Source organism: Mycobacterium sp. NGS16, assembly GCF_059813225.1.
On the sequence record NZ_JCALEE010000004.1, the window covers coordinates 256833 to 274599 of the forward strand.

Annotated in this window: 21 protein-coding genes; 15 read left to right on the forward strand and 6 right to left on the reverse strand. The window is 68.8% G+C overall.

Annotated elements, in window-relative coordinates; translation table 11 throughout:
- Positions 1-64: 64 nt before the first annotated feature.
- Positions 65-370, reverse strand: coding sequence for a DUF732 domain-containing protein (locus tag AC5Y4Q_RS12950; protein WP_064922503.1), 306 nt, complete (start codon positions 368-370; stop codon positions 65-67).
- 485 nt (positions 371-855) lie between these two features.
- Between AC5Y4Q_RS12950 and AC5Y4Q_RS12955 the strand changes: the two genes are divergently transcribed.
- The 14 genes from AC5Y4Q_RS12955 (at position 856) to AC5Y4Q_RS13020 (ending at position 12662) form a co-directional block, all read left to right on the forward strand.
- Positions 856-1155, forward strand: coding sequence for a PE family protein (locus tag AC5Y4Q_RS12955; RefSeq protein ID WP_064922502.1), 300 nt, complete (start codon positions 856-858; stop codon positions 1153-1155).
- A gap of 9 nt (positions 1156-1164) precedes the next feature.
- On the forward strand, positions 1165-2394 hold the full coding sequence (locus AC5Y4Q_RS12960; protein WP_125225785.1) for a PPE family protein: 1230 nt from the start codon (positions 1165-1167) through the stop codon (positions 2392-2394).
- Positions 2395-2428: 34 nt separating this feature from the next.
- On the forward strand, positions 2429-3700 hold the full coding sequence (locus AC5Y4Q_RS12965; RefSeq protein WP_499959212.1) for a PPE family protein, SVP subgroup: 1272 nt from the start codon (positions 2429-2431) through the stop codon (positions 3698-3700).
- A gap of 47 nt (positions 3701-3747) precedes the next feature.
- Positions 3748-4044: a WXG100 family type VII secretion target gene (locus tag AC5Y4Q_RS12970; RefSeq protein WP_064920336.1), complete on the forward strand. Its 297-nt coding sequence runs from the start codon at positions 3748-3750 to the stop codon at positions 4042-4044.
- A 14-nt stretch (positions 4045-4058) separates the two neighbouring features.
- A complete protein-coding gene (locus AC5Y4Q_RS12975; RefSeq protein WP_499959214.1) occupies positions 4059-4343 on the forward strand; it encodes a WXG100 family type VII secretion target in 285 nt (94 codons plus the stop codon).
- A 194-nt stretch (positions 4344-4537) separates the two neighbouring features.
- Positions 4538-4837 (forward strand): PE family protein, encoded by a 300-nt coding sequence (locus AC5Y4Q_RS12980; protein WP_499959216.1) that lies wholly within the window; start codon positions 4538-4540, stop codon positions 4835-4837.
- A 30-nt stretch (positions 4838-4867) separates the two neighbouring features.
- Positions 4868-6085 carry a PPE family protein gene (locus AC5Y4Q_RS12985; RefSeq protein WP_499959283.1) on the forward strand — a complete coding sequence of 406 codons (1218 nt, stop codon included), beginning with the start codon at positions 4868-4870 and terminating at the stop codon, positions 6083-6085.
- A gap of 34 nt (positions 6086-6119) precedes the next feature.
- Positions 6120-6416: a WXG100 family type VII secretion target gene (locus tag AC5Y4Q_RS12990; RefSeq protein ID WP_499959218.1), complete on the forward strand. Its 297-nt coding sequence runs from the start codon at positions 6120-6122 to the stop codon at positions 6414-6416.
- A 21-nt stretch (positions 6417-6437) separates the two neighbouring features.
- Positions 6438-6722, forward strand: a complete 285-nt coding sequence (locus tag AC5Y4Q_RS12995) for a WXG100 family type VII secretion target (RefSeq protein WP_064922497.1) — start codon at positions 6438-6440, stop codon at positions 6720-6722.
- Positions 6723-6886: 164 nt separating this feature from the next.
- On the forward strand, positions 6887-7699 hold the full coding sequence (locus AC5Y4Q_RS13000) for a PE family protein (RefSeq protein WP_125225782.1): 813 nt from the start codon (positions 6887-6889) through the stop codon (positions 7697-7699).
- Between the two features lie 40 nt (positions 7700-7739).
- Positions 7740-8924 carry a PPE family protein gene (locus AC5Y4Q_RS13005; RefSeq protein ID WP_064922495.1) on the forward strand — a complete coding sequence of 395 codons (1185 nt, stop codon included), beginning with the start codon at positions 7740-7742 and terminating at the stop codon, positions 8922-8924.
- 37 nt (positions 8925-8961) lie between these two features.
- Positions 8962-11466, forward strand: coding sequence for a sensor histidine kinase (locus AC5Y4Q_RS13010; protein ID WP_125225796.1), 2505 nt, complete (start codon positions 8962-8964; stop codon positions 11464-11466).
- Positions 11466-12149: a response regulator gene (locus AC5Y4Q_RS13015; RefSeq protein ID WP_064922884.1), complete on the forward strand. Its 684-nt coding sequence runs from the start codon at positions 11466-11468 to the stop codon at positions 12147-12149. The genes AC5Y4Q_RS13010 and AC5Y4Q_RS13015 overlap by 1 nt, the downstream gene beginning before the upstream one ends.
- Before the next feature lie 51 nt (positions 12150-12200).
- Positions 12201-12662, forward strand: a complete 462-nt coding sequence (locus AC5Y4Q_RS13020) for a DUF1942 domain-containing protein (RefSeq protein WP_185746712.1) — start codon at positions 12201-12203, stop codon at positions 12660-12662.
- Positions 12663-12927: 265 nt separating this feature from the next.
- Here the strand turns inward: AC5Y4Q_RS13020 and AC5Y4Q_RS13025 are convergent, their stop codons facing one another.
- Together AC5Y4Q_RS13025 and AC5Y4Q_RS13030 are read right to left on the reverse strand one after the other, a co-directional pair.
- Complete coding sequence (locus AC5Y4Q_RS13025; RefSeq protein WP_125225781.1) at positions 12928-13785, reverse strand: LLM class flavin-dependent oxidoreductase; 858 nt, start codon at positions 13783-13785, stop codon at positions 12928-12930.
- A 2-nt stretch (positions 13786-13787) separates the two neighbouring features.
- Positions 13788-14534, reverse strand: a complete 747-nt coding sequence (locus AC5Y4Q_RS13030) for an SDR family oxidoreductase (RefSeq protein WP_125225780.1) — start codon at positions 14532-14534, stop codon at positions 13788-13790.
- 123 nt (positions 14535-14657) lie between these two features.
- On the opposite strand from AC5Y4Q_RS13030, the gene AC5Y4Q_RS13035 reads away from it, so the two are divergent.
- The gene (locus AC5Y4Q_RS13035; protein WP_499959222.1) at positions 14658-15656 is read left to right on the forward strand and encodes an Lrp/AsnC family transcriptional regulator; all 999 of its coding nucleotides are present in this window, start codon (positions 14658-14660) and stop codon (positions 15654-15656) included.
- A 14-nt stretch (positions 15657-15670) separates the two neighbouring features.
- Here AC5Y4Q_RS13035 and AC5Y4Q_RS13040 read toward each other — a convergent pair whose 3' ends face one another.
- From AC5Y4Q_RS13040 to AC5Y4Q_RS13050, 3 genes are read right to left on the reverse strand one after another with little or no spacing between them, the layout of a single operon-like run.
- The gene (locus AC5Y4Q_RS13040) at positions 15671-16615 is read right to left on the reverse strand and encodes a Ppx/GppA phosphatase family protein (RefSeq protein ID WP_499959224.1); all 945 of its coding nucleotides are present in this window, start codon (positions 16613-16615) and stop codon (positions 15671-15673) included.
- Positions 16612-17103 (reverse strand): DUF501 domain-containing protein, encoded by a 492-nt coding sequence (locus AC5Y4Q_RS13045; RefSeq protein WP_064922424.1) that lies wholly within the window; start codon positions 17101-17103, stop codon positions 16612-16614. The genes AC5Y4Q_RS13040 and AC5Y4Q_RS13045 overlap by 4 nt, the downstream gene beginning before the upstream one ends.
- Positions 17096-17761, reverse strand: coding sequence for an FtsB family cell division protein (locus AC5Y4Q_RS13050; protein WP_125225564.1), 666 nt, complete (start codon positions 17759-17761; stop codon positions 17096-17098). Before AC5Y4Q_RS13050 ends, AC5Y4Q_RS13045 begins: the two co-directional genes overlap by 8 nt.
- Between the last annotated feature and the right edge of the window lie 6 nt (positions 17762-17767).

The window sequence follows — 17767 nt, forward strand, 5'->3', positions numbered from 1 at the left end:
GCGAATCTAACGCGGCGAGGCCAGCGACAGCCCACCGGGACAGTGGTAACGGGTGCTCAGCGACTCAGGCGTGCTCGGGGCAGTAGTTCTGGGCAGCGATGCGGGCGAACTCCGCGGCGCGCTGCAAGGTGAAGCCGGGATTGGTGGTCTGCACCGCAACGACGGTGTCCATCGGGGTCAGGCCGGCGTCCATCAGCTGACACACCGAGTGACCGGCGGAGATCGCCACCTCGTCGGAGCCGCGGTGACTCAGGCCGGCTCCGGTCAGCTGGGTCAGGAAGGCGGCATCGCTCCCGACCGGCTCGGCATGCGCGGGCGCCGCCAGACCGACCATGGCGGTCAGGCCCGCCAGCAGCAGAAACCGTTTCATAGCTCGTAGTGTGCTGAGCGTTGGTTAAAAGCGTGTTACGCACCGTTTACTCCGCCGGATCGTCATGTTAATTCGGCGTTACCGCGCGCTCACACCGTCGGCGTGCCGTGCCACGGCCGCCACAACCCGCCCGCCTTCGCCTCCCCAAAACCCTTGCGTGCCACCATCTTTAGCGACTCAGCCCGCGATGCAGCAAGGCTGCCCTACGCACGTTGTCAAAGTCGTTGTGTGCTGGGCCACTTCCGGTGTGGCGACGAAAGTTCTTCACCGGCCGCCGCTGGCCTCTTGCACGGCTTTTCACTCCGCGGCTGTCGGCGCGGCCTGGGGCGACACCGGCCAGCTGCCCTTCGGGAGCGCCGCGAAGGTGCTCGTAAAAAGTTCGGACACCCGGGTTAAGAAGCGGTTAACCAGCTTTCACAATCGCCCAGTGATACGGGACCGTAGTCGCAGGAGCCGATAACCATCCGTTCCGTGAGGAGATACCCATGTCTTTCGTGACTACGCAGCCGGAGGCCTTGGCCGCTGCCGCCGGCAGCCTGCAGTCGATCGGTTCAGCGCTCAACGCCCAAAACGCCGCCGCGTCCGCTCCGACCACCGGCGTCGTTCCCGCGGCGGCCGACGAGGTTTCGGCGCTGACCGCTGCGCAGTTCGCCGCGCACGCAAGCATGTACCAGTCGGTTGCCGCGCAGGCCGCGGCTATTCACGAGATGTTCGTGGCCACCTTGAACGGCAGTGCCGAGTCGTACGCCGCCACCGAAGCCGCCAACGCGCTCGCCGCGGGTTAGGCGGATTTGATGCTGGATTACGGAGCCTTGCCCCCCGAGATCAACTCCGGGCGCATGTACGCCGGTCCGGGATCGGCACCGATGATGTCCGCCGCCTCGGCCTGGCGCGCGATGGCCGCCGAACTGGCGTCGGCCGCACACTCCTACGAGACCGTGGTGTCGCAACTGTCCAGTGAAGACTGGCTCGGCCCGGGATCGGCGTCGATGTACGCCGCGGCGACCCCCTACATCGCCTGGATGAACGCCACCGCTGCGCTGGCCGAGCAGGCCGCCACGCAGGCCACCGCTGCCGCGACCGCGTTCGAGACGGCCCGGGCCGCAACGGTGCCCCCGGCGGCCGTCACGACCAACCGGGTGCAGCAGGCGGCGCTGGTCGCCACCAACATCCTGGGCATCAACACCCCGGCCATCGCCGCCCTCGATGCCCTGTACGCCGAGATGTGGGCGCAGGACGCCGCCGCGATGTACGGCTACGCCGCTGGATCGGCCGCCGCCTCGCAGGTGACCCCGTTCAGCGAACCCGCCCAGACCACCAACCCGGCCGGCCAAGGCAGCCAGGCCGCCGCGGTCGCTCAGGCCGCCGGAACCGGTGCCGCGAACAACGCTCAAGTGGCGCAGATGATTTCGTCGGTGCCGAACGCGATACAGGGCCTGTCCTCCCCGGCCGCCGCCACCCCGCCGGGTGACTGGATCACCTGGCTGGAGTCGATACTGAGCAACAATGAGCTCAACGGCTTCGCGTACTTGATCGGCAACCCGCTGTACAACTTCGCCAACACGATGGGCACCGGCGCGGCCTTCATCCCGTCCAGCCTGCTGCCGAGCCTCATCGGTTACCTCACCGGCGGCGGTTTCAACGCCGCCGGCGGCGGTGCGCTCGGAAGCGGCCTGGGGGCAGCGCTGAGTCCCGGTGGCGCGCTGGGCGCCCTGGGTGCGCTCGGCGGCGGGGTGAGCAGCGCATTCGGGGTGAGCTCGGTGACTCCGAGCGTCACCGCCAGCATGGGCCAGGCATCGCTGGTGGGGACGTCGTTCTCGGCGCCGGCGAGCTGGTCGGCGGCCACCCCGGCCGGCGCCGCGTCCCTTGCCCCCTCCGGGTGGGCGGTCCCCGCCGAAACCCACAACAACATGGCCTCCATGCCGCCGCCGGTTCCCACCGGTGCCGCACGGCCCGGCATGCACTACGGCACGCCGCGGTACGGCTTCCGTCCAAAAGTCATGCCGAAGCCGATGGTGGTCTGACCATGTTGCGGCCCAACGTTTGTCAGGAGCAACGATGATCGACTACGCCCTGCTGTCTCCTGAGGTCAATTCGGGGCGGCTGTACTCCGGGCCTGGTTCGGCGCCGATGATGGCCGTCGCCTCCGCCTGGCGCGGACTCGCCGCGGAGATCACCTCGGCCCTGACGTCCTACGAGACGACGCTGTCCCAACTCGTGGACGACGAGTGGATGGGCCCGGCATCGGCGGCGATGTCCGCCGCCGCCAAGCCCTTCCTGGCCTGGATGGCCGAGACCGCGGCGAACGCCGAGCAGACCGCTACCCAGGCCACCGCCGCCGCGGCGGCGTTCGAAGCGGCCCATGCGGCCACCCCGCCGCCCGCGGTGATCACCGCCAACCGCATCCAGCAGAAGCAACTGGTGGCCACCAACGTCGTCGGCCAGAACTCCGCCGCGATCATGGCCAGCGACGCCCAGTATCTCCAGATGTGGGCCCAGGCCGCCGAAGTCATGTACAGCTACGCCGCGTCCTCGGCAGCGGCGACCAATGTGACCCCGTTCTCCGAACCGAGCCAGACCACGAATCCCGCCGGGACGGCCAACCAGGCTTCGGCGGTCGGTCAAGCCGGCAGCACGGCGGCCGGCAACACCGCACAAACGGCACAGATGATTTCGTCGCTGCCGAACGCGGTGCAAAGTCTCGCCTCGCCGGCGGCGGCCAGTCAGCCCGCAGCCGCAGGAGACCTGTCCGGACTGTGGTCGGCCTTCTTGAACAACGCCTCGGTGAACGGCATCGCCTCGCTGCTGTCCGATCCGCTCAACGGCGTGGTGAGCTTCGCGGGAACGTCCCTGGCCTTCACGCCGTCGAGCCTGATCCCCACCATGACCAGCTTCTTCTCCGGCGGGGGTTTCAACGCCTTCGGCGGTGGTTCGGCAGGTGCCGGTATCGGCGCCCTGCTGGCTCCCGGCGGCCCGCTGAGCAGCCTGGGCGCGCTGGGTGGTGGCACCACCGGTGCCGCGTCCGCGGCGGCCGGCGCCTTTACCGCGAGCGCAACCACACCGGCGGTCTCGGCGGGCGTGGGCCAGGCCACACTGGTCGGCGAGTTGTCCGCACCGCCGGCGTGGGCCGCGGCCGCCCCGGCCAGCACCGCCGAGGCCGCCAGTGCTCTGCAGGCCAGCAGCTGGGCGGCCGCCCCAGAAGAAATCGAATCGATGGCCGCGATGCCTGGCGGAATGCCGGTCGGCGCCGACCGGGGCGGCTTCGGTCTGAGCACCCCCCGCTACGGGTTCAAGCCGACCGTGATGGCCCGGCCGGTCGTTGCCGGATAAAGCAGATTAACGCTACGCCAACCAACTTCAGGTGAGGAGACACGACAATGGCAACACGTTTTATGACCGATCCGGACGCGATGCGGGCGATGGCGGGGCGTTTTGACGTGCACGCCCAGACGGTCGAGGATGAGGCCCGGCGGATGTGGGCGTCGTCGACCAACATCTCCGGTGCGGGCTGGGGTGGTCTGGCCGAGCGGACGTCTTACGACACGATGGGGCAGATGCAGACGGCGTTTCGCAACATCGTGAACATGTTGCACGGGGTGCGCGATGGTCTGATTCGCGACGCGAACCACTACGAGCAGCAGGAAGCTGCTTCCCAGCAGATCCTGTCGAGCTAGGAGGAGAACCACAGATGAGCATTAACTACCAGTTCGGTGATGTGGATGCCCACGGTGCGTTGATCCGCGCCCAGGCCGCTTCGTTGGAGGCCGAGCACCAGGCGATCGTGCATGACGTGTTGGCTGCCGGGGACTTCTGGGGTGGCGCGGGTTCGATGGCCTGCCAGGAGTTCGTGGCCCAGCTCGGCCGCAACTTCCAGGTCATCTACTCCCAGGCCAACGCCCACGGCCAGAAGGTGCAGACCGCCGGCAACAACATGGCCAACACCGACGCCTCCGTCGGCTCCAGCTGGGCCTGACAAAGCCCCGATCAAGCAAACCGGCGCAGCGGAGGGGGCTGCGCCGGTTTGTTTGTCTTCTGCGACATCAAGGACCCGTCAAGGTTCGATCCGGCGCCGTTAAGAGCGCGTAAGGGTCACTACTAACCGAGCATCGTTGCGGCACGGTGGATCTCGGCCGGCAAGGCGCCGGCTGGTTCGGTTAGGGGACAGCGATGTCGTTCGTGAGCGCTCAGCCTGCAGAGCTGACGGCCGCGGCCGGCGAATTGACCGGTATCGGCTCGGCGATGGCCGCCCAGAATGCGGCTGCCGCCGCGGTGACCACCAGTGTGGTTCCCGCAGCGGCGGACCCGGTGTCGGCGTTGACCGCCGCGCAGTTCGTGGCGCACGCCGGCCTGTACCAGGCGGTCAGTGCCCAGGCGAATGCGATTCACCAGATGTTCGTCACCACGCTGATCACCAGCGCTAGATCGTACGCGGCCACCGAGGCCGCCAACGCGATCGCGGCCCGGTAAGCCCAGCCAGACAAAGGGATTCAAGACATGATGGATTTCGGGGCATTGCCGCCGGAAGTCAACTCGGCCTGGATGTACACCGGGCCTGGGGCGGGCCCGCTCTTGGCAGCCGCCGCAGCCTGGCGCGGTCTGGCCGCCGAATTGGGCTCGACCGCGGCCGCCTACCAGGCGGTGATAGCACGGATGGCCGGGGAACTGTGGGCCGGTCCGGCGTCGGCATCGATGGCCGCCGCGGCGGCTCCCTACGTGGCGTGGATGAACACCACCGCCGCCCAGGCCGAGCAGGCCGCCGGTCAGGCCACCGCGGCGGCCGCCGCGTTCGAGACGGCGTTCGCGATGACGGTTCCCCCACCGGTGATCGTGGCCAACCGCAGCCTGCTGATGACCTTGGTCGCAACCAACCTGCTGGGGCAGAACACCCCGGCGATCACGGCCACCGAGGCGCACTACGCCGAGATGTGGGCCCAGGACGCCGCTGCGATGTACGGCTACGCGGGCGGATCGGCGGCTGCCTCGCAGCTGACGCCGTTCGCCGAGCCCAGCCAGACCACCAACCCCGCCGGGTTGGCCGGCCAGGCCGCCGCGACCGGCCAGGCCGCCGGCGCCGCCGCTGCGGACAACAGCCAGACCAGCCAGCTGATCTCCACGCTGCCCGTCGTGCTGCAAAGCCTGGCCTCGCCGGCACAGGGCGGTTCGTCGTCGACGTCGTCCGGCTTGTCGGGGCTGCTGGGCAGTCTGTTCGACAACAGCCAGATCACCGACAGCATCAACGGAATGGTCAACACCGGGGCCTGGAATGTGGCCAGCACGCTGTCGACCGCCGTCGGGTTCTTGAGCAGCCTCGGCAGCAGTGCGGGCTCCTCGGTGGGAACAGCGGGCTCCGCGGCCGCCGGCGGGCTGGGTTCGGCCGTCGGTGCGGTGGCACCGGTGGCTTCGCTGGGCTCGGCGGGCTTCGCCGGCCTCGGCGGGCTCGGCACGTTCGGCGGCGCGCCAGTTTCCGCGGCCCTCGGACAGGCCAGCTCGGTCGGCATGCTGTCGGTACCGCAGAACTGGCTTGCCGGAACCACCTCCGGCACCGTCGCCGCGGCGCCCGGCGCCGGTTTGAGCGCGACCGCCGCAAACGGGGCTTCGGCCATACCGGCAGGAATGCCGATCGGTGGCCTCGGCGGACGCGGCGGACCCACCGGCAATGTGCCCCAGTACGGGTTCAAGCCAAACGTTGTCGCGCACCCGGTCCTGGCCGGCTGACCCGGCACGAACAATTCACGAAGGAGACACACCCATGACCACACGCTTTATGACCGACCCGGACGCGATGCGTTCCATGGCGGCCCGGTTCGACACTCATGCGCAGACGGTGGAGGACGAGGCCCGGCGGATGTGGGCGTCCTCGACCAGCATCTCCGGCTCCGGCTGGGGCGGTCTGTCCGAGCGGACGTCCTACGACACCATGGGCCAGATGCAGACCGCGTTCCGCAACATCGTCAACATGCTCCACGGCGTACGCGACGGTCTGATTCGCGACGCGAACCACTACGAACAGCAGGAAGCTGCCTCGCAGCAGACCCTGAGCAGCTAACCAAGGAAAGGAAACCCGACGATGTCCATCAACTACCAGTTCGGTGATGTCGACGCCCACGGCGCACTGATCCGCGCCCAGGCCGCCTCGTTGGAGGCCGAACACCAGGCGATCGTGCACGACGTGCTGGCCGCCGGGGACTTCTGGGGCGGCGCCGGTTCGGTGGCCTGCCAGGAATTCATCACCCAACTCGGACGAAACTTCCAGGTCATCTACTCCCAGGCCAACGCCCACGGCCAGAAGGTGCAGGCCGCCGGCAACAACATGGCCAGCACCGATGCAGCGGTGGGGTCCAGCTGGGCCTGAGCCGGGCCACCTGACCGCTGTGAAGTGCCTGTGCGAATAAACCGTCAAGAATTCTGGCAGGGGCGTTAAGAACCCGTAAACGACTTCTGCAATCCGGCGTTCGAACGGAAACAGTGGACCCTGCACTCGGCCGACGGCCGGCCCGTTTTCCATCAGGAGAAGTCATGTCCTTCGTGACCACCCATCCCGAGGCGATGGCGGCGACCGCCAGCAACCTGCAAGCGATCGGCTCGGCGATGACCGCGCAGAATGCCGCGGCGGCCACACCCACCACCAGCATCGCCCCGGCCGGGGCCGACGAGGTCTCGATCCTGCAGGCGACCCAGTTCGCCGCCTACGGGCAGCTGTACCAGCAGATCAGCGCCCAGGCCGCGGCGATCCAGGAGATGTTCGTCAACACGCTGCGCACCAGCGGCGACTCCTACGGCTACACCGAGACGGCCAACTCGGCAGCCGCCGGGCTGGGCACGGCAACCGCAGGACTGGGCGCCGGCTCGGGGGCCGCCGACCCGACATACGGGCTGGGCGGGATCGCCAGCAACAGCTCCATCCTGGCCGCCATGCAGGCCGGCACCATCGGCTCGGCCGCCTCGGAGTTCACCGGGTTGGGCAAGGGTTACATCACGTCGCCCTCGGGGGTCGTTCACCAGGTCGCACCCGAATCGCTGCTGCCCTCAGCGGGCCTCACCAGCCAGACCGCGCCGGCCGGCGCGGCAGCACCGGTCCCGGCGAGCGCGGGCCCGGCCGCGGCGCGGCCCCTCGGCACGCCGGTGCCACCGAGCTGGGCCGGCGAGGCCGCTCCGGCGGGGACCGCACCGGCGGCACTCTCCGGCACCAGCACCGCGGCCGCGGCACCCCGTGCCTCGACGGCGGCCGTACCCGCCGGACTGCCGGCGTCCACGAGCGACCAGGGCAGCCGCGGCCGGTTGCGGTACGGCATCAAGCCGAAGGTGATGCCCCGCCCGCCGGTGGGCTGACGGGGAGACAATCGGTGACCAGCGATCGGAATTGACGAAGATGGACTTTGGCGCGTTACCCCCGGAGATCAACTCCGGCCTGATGTATGCCGGTGCCGGAGCGGCACCGATGATGGCCGCCGCGGCGGCATGGAACAGTCTGGGCGCCGAGCTTGCGACGACCGCGACGTCCTACCAGTCGGCGGTCGCGGCGCTGACCGGCGAGGAGTGGCAGGGCCCGGCTTCGGCGTCGATGGCGGCGGCCGTGACGCCCTACATCAACTGGCTCAACACCACCGCGGCCGCCGCCGAGCACGCAGCCGCCCAGGCCACCGCGTCGGCCGCCGCCTTCGAAGCGGCGTTCGCGATGATGGTGCCGCCGCCGGTGATCGCCGCCAACCGAGCGCAGCTGGTCGCGCTGGTCGCCTCGAACTTCCTGGGCATCAACACGCCCGCGATTGCCGCCACCGAAGCCCAGTACGCCGAGATGTGGGCGCAGGACGCCATCGCCATGTACGGCTACGCGGCCTCCTCTGCGAGCGCTGGAACCTTGCAGCCCCTGTCTTCCCCCAACGCGATCGCCAACCCGCTCGGCACGGCGGGTCAGGCTGCCGCGGTCGGCCAGGCCTCGGCCAGCGGAACCCAGAACGGGTTGTCCCAGCTGATTTCCGGGCTGCCCAACACCGTGCAGAGCCTGTCCTCCCCGTTGAGCGCGGCGGCCGGGCCGGCCCAGGCCGGCGATTTCCTGTCGGATTTCATCGGCTCGACGCAGAACATCGGGATCTGGAACGCGATTCAGACCTACAGCACCTACGCGGTGACCGCCGGCTCGTGGCACCTGTTCGCCGGCATCGCCAGCGCCATCGCCATCGCCTCGCCCGGCGTGGGCGCCGCCACCGGCCCGATCCTGGTGGATTCTGTGGACGCCCCGGGCGGCGCGGCCGCCTCCGGCGCTGCAGCGGCCGGCCGGGCGCCGGTGCTGGCCAGCGTGGCCCAGGCCGCCCCGGTCGGTGGGCTCTCGGTGCCGACGAGCTGGCCGGGGGCGCTGCCGTCCGAGGCCGGTGCGGCACCGCTGATCACCTCGGAATGGATTCCCGGTGCGGTCGAGGAAGGGCAATCGGTGTCGGCGGTTCCAGCCGCGATGGGTGCCGCCGGGGCGGCCGCAGCACGTGGCGGCCGCGGTTTCAGCGATCCGCGCTACGGATTCAAGCCCACCGTGATGTCGCGACCGGTCGCCGCTGGCTGACGACGCGGCTTGCCGGGATGATGGTCGGGTGAGCGTCATGAGGCAGCGTGGCCGGCGGGGCGAACTGCGGATCTATCTGGGTGCATCGCCCGGGGTCGGCAAAACCTACGCGATGCTCGGCGAAGCCCACCGCCGGGCCGAACGCGGCACCGATGTGGTCGCCGCCGCGATCGAGACCCACGGCCGCACCAAGACCGCCGAACTGCTTGAGGGCATTGAGATAATCGGCGCTGTGGGCGGCGAACTCGACGTCTCCGCGGTGTTGGCCCGGCACCCTGAAGTGGTCCTGGTCGACGATCTGGCGCACACCAACGCCCCGGGCAGCCGTAATCCCAAGCGCTGGCAGGACGTCGAGGAGCTGCTCGACGCCGGAATCACGGTGATCTCCACCGTCAACGTGCAGCAGTTGGAGAGCCTCAGCGACGTCGTCACCAAGATCACCGGCACCACCCAGGCCGACACCGTTCCGGACGCGGTCGTGCGTCAGGCGACGCAGATCGAACTCATCGACGTCGCCCCGGAGGCGTTGCGCCGCAGACTCTCCCACGGCAACGTCTACCCGCCGGAGAAGGTTGACGCGGCATTGGCCAACTACTTTCGCGGCGAAACCCTAACCGCGCTGCGCGAACTGGCGCTGCTGTGGCTGGCCGGCCAGGTGGACGCCGCGCTGACGAAATACCGTGCCGACAAGAAGATCACCGAGACCTGGGAGGCGCGCGAACGCATCGTGGCGGCGGTGACCGGAGGCCCGGAGTCCGAAACACTGGTGCGGCGGGCCTCCCGGATCGCATCCAAGGCCGGCGGCGAACTGCTGGTGCTGCACGTGCTGCGCGACGGCGATTCCGTTGCGCCGGCGCCGCGCGTGGGCCAGATCCGCCAACTGGCGGTCAGCCTGGGCGCGTCCCTGCACACCGTGATCGGCGATGACGTGCCAGCCGCGTTGCTCGACTTCGCCCGTGACGTCAACGCCACACAACTGGTGATCGGCAGCTCGCGGCGTTCGCGCTGGGCCCGCATCCTCGACGAGGGCGTCGGTGCGGCGGTGGTGCAGCAATCCGGCGATATCGACGTGCACATCGTCACCGACGAGGACACCAAGCCGAACTTCCGGGCGGTGTCGATCTCCCCGCGGGAGCGGCGCGCGGCGTCCTGGCTAGCCGCGATCGCAGTCCCGTGCCTGGTCTGCGCGATCGTGGTCGGCTGGCTGGATCACTACCTCAACAGCGGGCAAAGCGCCCTGTTCGTGGTCGGGGTGCTGGTGGTGGCGCTGCTCGGCGGTATCGCGCCGGCCGTGCTGTCGGCATTGCTGTCGGGCGTGCTGCTCAACTATTTCCTGCTCGCGCCGCGCGGCGATTTCGCCATCGCCGAACACGACGCCGCGGTGACCGAAGTGGTGCTGCTGCTGGTGGCGGTCGCGGTGGCGGCACTGGTCGACAGCACGGCCAAACGATCCCGCGAGGCCGGCCGCGCCTCGCGGGAAGCCGAGTTGATGACACTGTTCGCCGGATCGGTGCTGCGCGGAGCGGATCTGGACAGCCTGCTGGAACGGGTGCGCGAGACCTACACGCAACGCTCGGTGAGCCTGGTACGGGTGCCGAGCGGAGCCGCGGCCCCCGAACAGCCCGAGGTCGTCGCTTCGGTCGGCGAGAACCCCTGCATGTCGGTGGCTCTCGCCGACACCGCGATCGATGTCGGCGACAACGAGTTTTGGATGTTGATGGCCGGCCGCCAGTTGGCCTCCCGGGACCGCCGGGTGCTGTCGGTGGTGGCCCGGCAGGCCGCGGGACTGGTACGCCAGGAGGAATTGGCGGTCGAAGCGGGGAGGGCCGACGCCGTGATGCGCACCGACGAACTGCGCCGCTCCCTGCTGTCGGCGGTCAGCCACGACCTGCGTACCCCGCTGGCGGCGGCCAAGGCGGCAGTGTCGAGTCTGCGCGCCGACGACGTCGCGTTCTCACCGGATGACACCGCCGAACTGCTGGCCACCGTCGAGGAATCCGTCGACCAGCTCACCGGTTTGGTGGGCAACCTGCTGGACTCCTCACGACTGGCCGCGGGCGTCATTCGACCGGAGCTCACCAAGGTGTACCTGGAGGAGGTCGTGCAGCGCTCCTTGATCGGAATCGGTAAGCGCAGCAACATCTTCCGGCGGAACGGCCTGGACCAGGTGAAGGTGGAGGTGGGTCCGACGGTGGCAATGGCCGACGCCGGCCTGTTAGAACGAGTGCTGGCCAACGTGATCGACAATGCCCTGCGCTACGCCTCGGACAGCGTGGTGCGGGTGACGGCAGGTCAAGTCGGTGACCGGGTTTTGATCAACGTCGCCGACGAGGGCCGCGGGCTGCCCCGCGGCGGCGAGTTACACGTGTTCGACCCCTTCCAGCGCCTCGGCGATCGCGACAACACCAGCGGTGTGGGGCTGGGACTCTCGGTGGCACGGGGTTTCACCGAGGCGATGGGGGGCACCATCTCGGCGACGGAGACACCAGGTGGCGGGTTGACCATGGTGGTGGACCTGGCCGCACCGTCAGGAGAGAGCTGATGAGCACACGGGTGCTGGTAGTCGACGACGAGCCGCAGATCTTACGTGCACTGAAAATCAACCTGTCGGTGCGCGGCTATGAGGTCGTCACCGCGGCAACCGGCGCCGGTGCGCTGCGAGCCGCCGCCGAACAACGTCCCGACGTGGTGATCCTGGATCTGGGGCTACCCGACATCTCCGGCATCGAGGTGCTGGACGGGCTGCGGGGCTGGCTGACGGTGCCGGTCATCGTGTTGTCGGCCCGCACCGATTCCGCGGACAAGGTGGAGGCCCTCGACGCCGGCGCCGACGACTACGTGACCAAGCCGTTCGGGATGGACGAATTTTTGGCCCGGCTACGTGCCGCGGTGCGCCGCAATGCCGCCACCGCCGAAATCGACCAACCGATCGTCGAAACCTCCTCGTTCACCGTTGACCTCGCCGCCAAGAAGGTCACCAAAAACGACGGCGAGGTACATCTGACCCCCACCGAGTGGGGCATGTTGGAGATGCTGGTGCGCAACCGCGGCAAGCTGGTCGGCCGCGATGAGCTGCTCACCCAGGTGTGGGGGCCGGCCTACGCCAAGGAAACGCAGTACCTGCGGGTTTACCTGGCGCAGTTGCGGCGCAAACTCGAAGACGATCCGTCGAATCCCAAGCATTTGCTGACCGAAGCGGGCATGGGTTACCGCTTCGAGGTTTGAAAACCGTCAACGCGGATATGTATTTGGAGACCTAGCGGAAGGAGTTTTACCGTGATGTTCTCCCAGATCGCCAAAAAGACGGCGGTGACAGCGGTCGGCCTAACGACGGCAGGAATGCTGGCGGTGGCACCGGCTTCTGCGGATCCAACGGTCGTCGGGTTCGGTCAAACACAGGAGATTCAGAGTCCAGGCGGGGCCATCGACTACACCGTCAAAAACCTGCAACCCAGCGGCCACAACGACGGTATCTGGTACTCCGATGTGACTGCCACGGCGGTAAACGGTTCTCCTACCCCGAACATTGCTGACTTCAATGCCCGCGCCGTCAACAGTTCGACGTATGCCGTTATGAAGGGCAATGAGGTCGACGGCCTGCCCAACGGTCCGATCGCACAGGGCAGCCAGACCAGCGGGCGGCTGTACTTCGATGTCAAGAACGGCACTGCGCCCGACAGCGTCGTCTACCGCGACGCCGCCGGCGTCGACAAGGTCGTCTGGAAGGCCGCCGGCTAACCTGCAACCGACGCCATCTCGGCGGCCAGTTGCGCCGTCGGGTAACCGCTTTCGGCGCGACTGGTTCCCCGGCACCGCCCCGGGCGGGAACGACGTAGTGGTCGGCCGCGACCCGCTCGATCTGGCCGATCCAGCTCTTGCCGGTGCCGCCCAGGCCCGATATCAACAACACCGGCGGGTCGGACGGGATCACCGTATGTTTCGTAGTGCAACGCGATTTCGTGAGTGCGCAAGGTAGCCACGGTCATCGTTCCGATCGATGCCTTCACAGCACGGCGTCGGCGAGGCGCTCAAGCTGGTCCAGCGATGCGACGCTGGGGTGAAACAGCAGCCCGTCGAATCCGAGGTCGCGGTAGGCGCGCACGGTGGCCACCGCGTCGTGCGGCGTGGCCAGCATGTCGGCCACGTTGAGTTCGGCGTACTCCGGCACGAAGCCGTAGTAGTTGCGCAGGTTCGCCTGCCCGGCGTACACCGTTTCGGGGTCGCCGAACGCGAAATTCACGCTGGCATTCAGCCAAGGCGTGCCCGCCCGGCCGGCCTGCTGCCAGGCCGCCCGCACCCGGTCGGCAAACGACGACTGGTTCGCGTAGTCGCGGACGGCGCCGGCCGCCCAGCCATCTCCCACCGTGGCCACGCGTCGCAAGGTGACTGGCGACGCCCCGCCGAACAGCACCGGAATCTGCACCGGCGCAGGGCATAGCGGGACGTCACCGGTGACCACGTCGGCCTGCCACGCCTGCCGCATCAGATCGATGGTCTGGTCGATAACCCGCCCCCGCTGGTGGAAGTCCGCGCCGGTGGCCGCGTAGTCGTCGGTGCGCCGGCCCACTCCCAGCCCCAGCGTGAGCCGATTACCGGAAATATCGGCCAGACTGGCCAATTGCTTGGCCAGCAGTGCGGCGGGGTACAGCGGTGCCAGCAGCACATTGGTGATCAGCCTGAGATCGCGGGTGGCGCCGGCGGCAACGGATAGGGCGACGATCGAGTCGAGGCTGGGGTAGACCAACCGGTCGATGGTCGTGACTCCGGCGAAGCCGTATTGTTCGGCCCGCCGCGCCCACTCGGCGATCAGTGAACCATCTACTCGGGCAATGTGGTTGGGCAGGCCGATAACGACGCGCATGGCTATCCCTTCGAGTTGATGATGGCGTGGAGCTCGCGGTAGCTGTCGGCGTGGGCGGCCAGCCGGCACGGCTCGGCCTGCGCCACCACGATCTCGGTGGCCTGCGGCTGGGCGCGTAGCAGCGTCATCGTCTCGGCGACAAAGACATCCAGCGGCATCGTGGTGGGGTCGTCGGCGAGCGTGACGTGCATGTCGGTCTGCACCCGCGGCGGCACGATCTCGATCACCTCAACCGGGGTGTTGCGTAACTGGAAACGCAGCGACTCGGTGTAGGAGTGCAGCGCCGCCTTCGTTGCGCAGTAGGCGGGGGTGATCGCTTTCGGCACGAACGCCAGCGCGGAGGTGACGTTGATGATCGCCGCGTGGGGCTGGGCGAGCAGCGCCGGCAGCACCGCGGCGGTCAGCCGGATCGGCCCCAGCAGATTGGTCGCCACCACCGCCTCCGCCGCGGCAACATCACCGGCGGTGAGGTCCTCCACGCGCATGACGGCGGCGTTGTTGATCACGACGTTCAGGCTTGGGTAGCGGTCGGCGAGTTCGGCGGCGAATCGCCGGACGTCGCCTGGATCGCCCTGATCCAGCGGCAGCTGGCCGATGCCTGGGTTGGCGTCGACGACGGCTCTTAGCGGCTCGCGCCGTCGCCCCGCCACGACGACCTGGTTCCCCAGTCGGTGCAGCGACTCGGCCAGGCCGCGGCCGATGCCGGTGCCGCCGCCGGTCACCAGGATGGTGTTGCCCGTCCAGTGCATGGCATTGCCTTTCTCTCGTTCCCTGCAGCCCAGCGTCGCAGCCAGCGCTCTAAAATTCCTACGGCTAGCCGTGGAATGGCTATAAACCGCTATAGATACAGGCAGTGACTGCATACTTTCCTCATGACAGACCGGCTTGACGCACAGATCCTCCATGCGTTGGAGCTCTCGCCGCGGGTGTCGTTTCGGCGTCTCGCCACCGTCGTCGACGCATCCGAGCAAACCGTCGCCCGCCGCTACCAGCGGTTGCGTCGCGAGGGTGTGCTGCGGGTCGTCGGCCTGGTCAACCCGCGGGTGCACGGGGAGGCGCAGTGGGTGGCGCGCATCCGCGCCAAACCCGACCGGATCTCGCAACTGGGCGACGCGCTGGCGCGACGGTCCGATGTCACCCACGCCAACATCCTGTCGGGGTGGACCGAATTGGTCTGTGTCATCCGCGCGCCGGTCCGCGAGAGTCGGGAAAGCCCGCTGCTGCAACAGCTCCCGCGGACCACGTCGGTGCTCGACATCAGCGTTGAGTTGGTGCTGCACGCGTTCGGCGAACCGGCGACCGCGCAGTGGGCTGGCTATGGCCACAAACTCAGTGCCGAGCAAACCAACCAGATCCTCGACGCCCCGGTAGGCCAGGCCGGGTCCGGTCCCCTCATCACCCCCACCGCGCACGACCAGCCGCTGCTGGACGCGCTCGCCGACGATGGCCGCGCCACTCAGGCGTACCTGGCCGAACGGACCGGATGGTCGGCCGCACGGGTAGCTCGGCGGGTGGCCGCCCTGGAAGCCTCGGGCACCCTGGTCTATGACGTCGACGTGCTCGGGGAACGGCTCGGATTCCAGCTCAACGCGATGTTGTGGCTCAACGTCGTGCCGCGGCACCTGCACCGGGTGGGCGAACGGATCGCCGCCCACGACGAGGTCGCGTTCGTCGCCGCGGTCAGCGGCCAGCACAACCTCATGGCGGTGCTCATCTGCCGCGACGCCGACGACCTGTACCGCTATCTCACCGCAAACCTCGCGGCCATCGCCGAGGTGCACGGATATGACATCAGCGTCCGGGCCCAGCGGCTCAAACAATCGGCGTCGCTGGTCGCCGGCGGCCGCCTGGTCACCCCACGCCGCGGGTGAGTCCGCGAGAAGGGTCAGGCGATGGACAGCGCGATGCCATCCAGGATGTCGTGTTCGCTGACCACCAGTTCCTCGATCCCGGCGCGCTCGGCCAAGGTCTGCGCGAGTTCCTGCACGACTATCGCCCCGCCGCCGATCACGTCGACGCGACCGGGGTGCATGGGCCCCAGCGCGGCCCGCTGTTCGCGGCTCATGCCGATCAATCGATCGCAGACCGTCCACAGGTCGCGCAAACCCACCCGGGACAGGTGAATTGCCCCCGCGTCGTATTCGGTCAGGCCATGCGCCAGCGCCGAGAGCGTCGTCATGGTGCCCGCCACTCCCACCCAGGTCTTCGCGTGCTGCACCGGCACCGCGCGCAGGGCTTCGCCCAGCAGTTCGCGGGCGACGCCGCGGGCCGTGGCGACCTCAGCGGGGGTCGGCGGGTCCGAGTGCAGACAGCGTTCGGTCAGCCGGACACAGCCGATGTCCGCCGAGAAACTGGCCGACACCCCGTTGTCGGGATCGCCCAGCACCACCTCGGTGGAACCACCACCGAGGTCGACGACCACGAACGGCCCAGCGGCAGCGGCCAATTCGCCTACCGCGCCGCGAAAGGACAGTTCCGCCTCCTGGTGGCCGGTGATCACCTCGGCTACCGCGCCGGGAACGGCCGCACCCAGCACCTGTGCGGTCATGGCGAAGAACTCGTCACGATTGGCCGCATCGCGGGTAGCCGAGGTCGCCACCATCCGCACCCGTGAAACATCATGGGCGCTCAGCAATTCGGTGTAATCCGCCAGGGCCGCCCGGGTGCGCTCCAAGGCGCCCGAGGCGAACCGTCCGGTCGCGTCGACGCCTTCGCCCAGCCGCACCACCCGCATCTCGCGGTGTACGTCGTACAGGCGTCCCTCGCGCGCGTCGGCGATCAGCAGACGAATCGAATTGGTGCCGCAATCGATTCCGGCGACGCGCGTCATAGCCACTCCTCCGGCACCAGAATCCCGGCCATCCCCGGCTCGGCGGCCAGGATCGCCAACGCCTCGTCGCCGAACGGGTTGACCCCGCGGCCCTTGGCCAGCGCATGGGCGATCAGCACATGCAGGCACTTCACCCGGTCGGGCATCCCGCCGCCGGAAAACGTGGTCCCCAGCGGCTCGATCGCATCCCGTTCGGCGAGAAAGGACTCGTGGGCGGCCCGGTAGCGGGCGGCCAGAGCCGGGTCGTGCTGCAGCCGGTCGGTCATGTCGGCCATCAGACCCGAGGACTCCAGCCGGCTGGCCGCGGCGGTCAACACCGGGTGAGTCAGGTAGTACAGCGTCGGAAACGGTGTCCCGTCAGGCAGTTTCGGCGCTGTCTTCACCACGGCGGGCTCGCCGTTGGGGCAGCGGTAAGAGATCTCCAGGACGCCGCGCGGCTCTCGGCCCAGTTGCCGGCCCACCACGTCCAGGTCGGCGGGGTCAACCACCGGGCGCAACCGGAACGGGAACGGCGGGAGGCCCCGGCGGTGGCGCCGGCAATCCCGGCGCCACCGCGGGACCGGGCGGAGGGTGCGGCACATCGGCGATGGTGTGCCACAGCGCGGTGTACCAGGGGTCACCGCTGGGACCGATGTTCCCGGGCTCGACACCCGGCTCGCCCGGCACCTCGGCGGTCGCGGGCAGCTGGACCTGATAGGGAATCTCGCCGGGCATGACGAAGCCGAGCCGCTCCCGCGCCTGCGCCCGGATATGCGCTGGGTCATCCATGTTGGCCTTCTGCTGTTGCAGGTCGTTGATCTGGCGGTGCAGCGTGGCTTCCAGCTGGGACTGCTGTTTCATCTCCGCGTGCTGGGCGAAGAACGTGCGGACCGGTCCGGCGAGGGTCAAGGTGAGCACGCACATCACCGCCGCCAGGATGACCGCACGCCGCGCGGTGAAACCGACCCGCAGCTCCGAGCGCAGATCCGCTGCCGCCGAGGCGGATCGCTTGATCGGCTGGGCTGGTGATTCCGGCGCGCTGCGCGAGGAGCCCGGTCCGCGGCGTACCACCGGTGAGCGGCGCGGGCGGGCGCGTGCGGTTTCACCGGCCCGACCCGGCCGCGACGTCGCGGTGCGCCGCTTCTCGGGCCGTTTCGGATCGGACATGGCAGC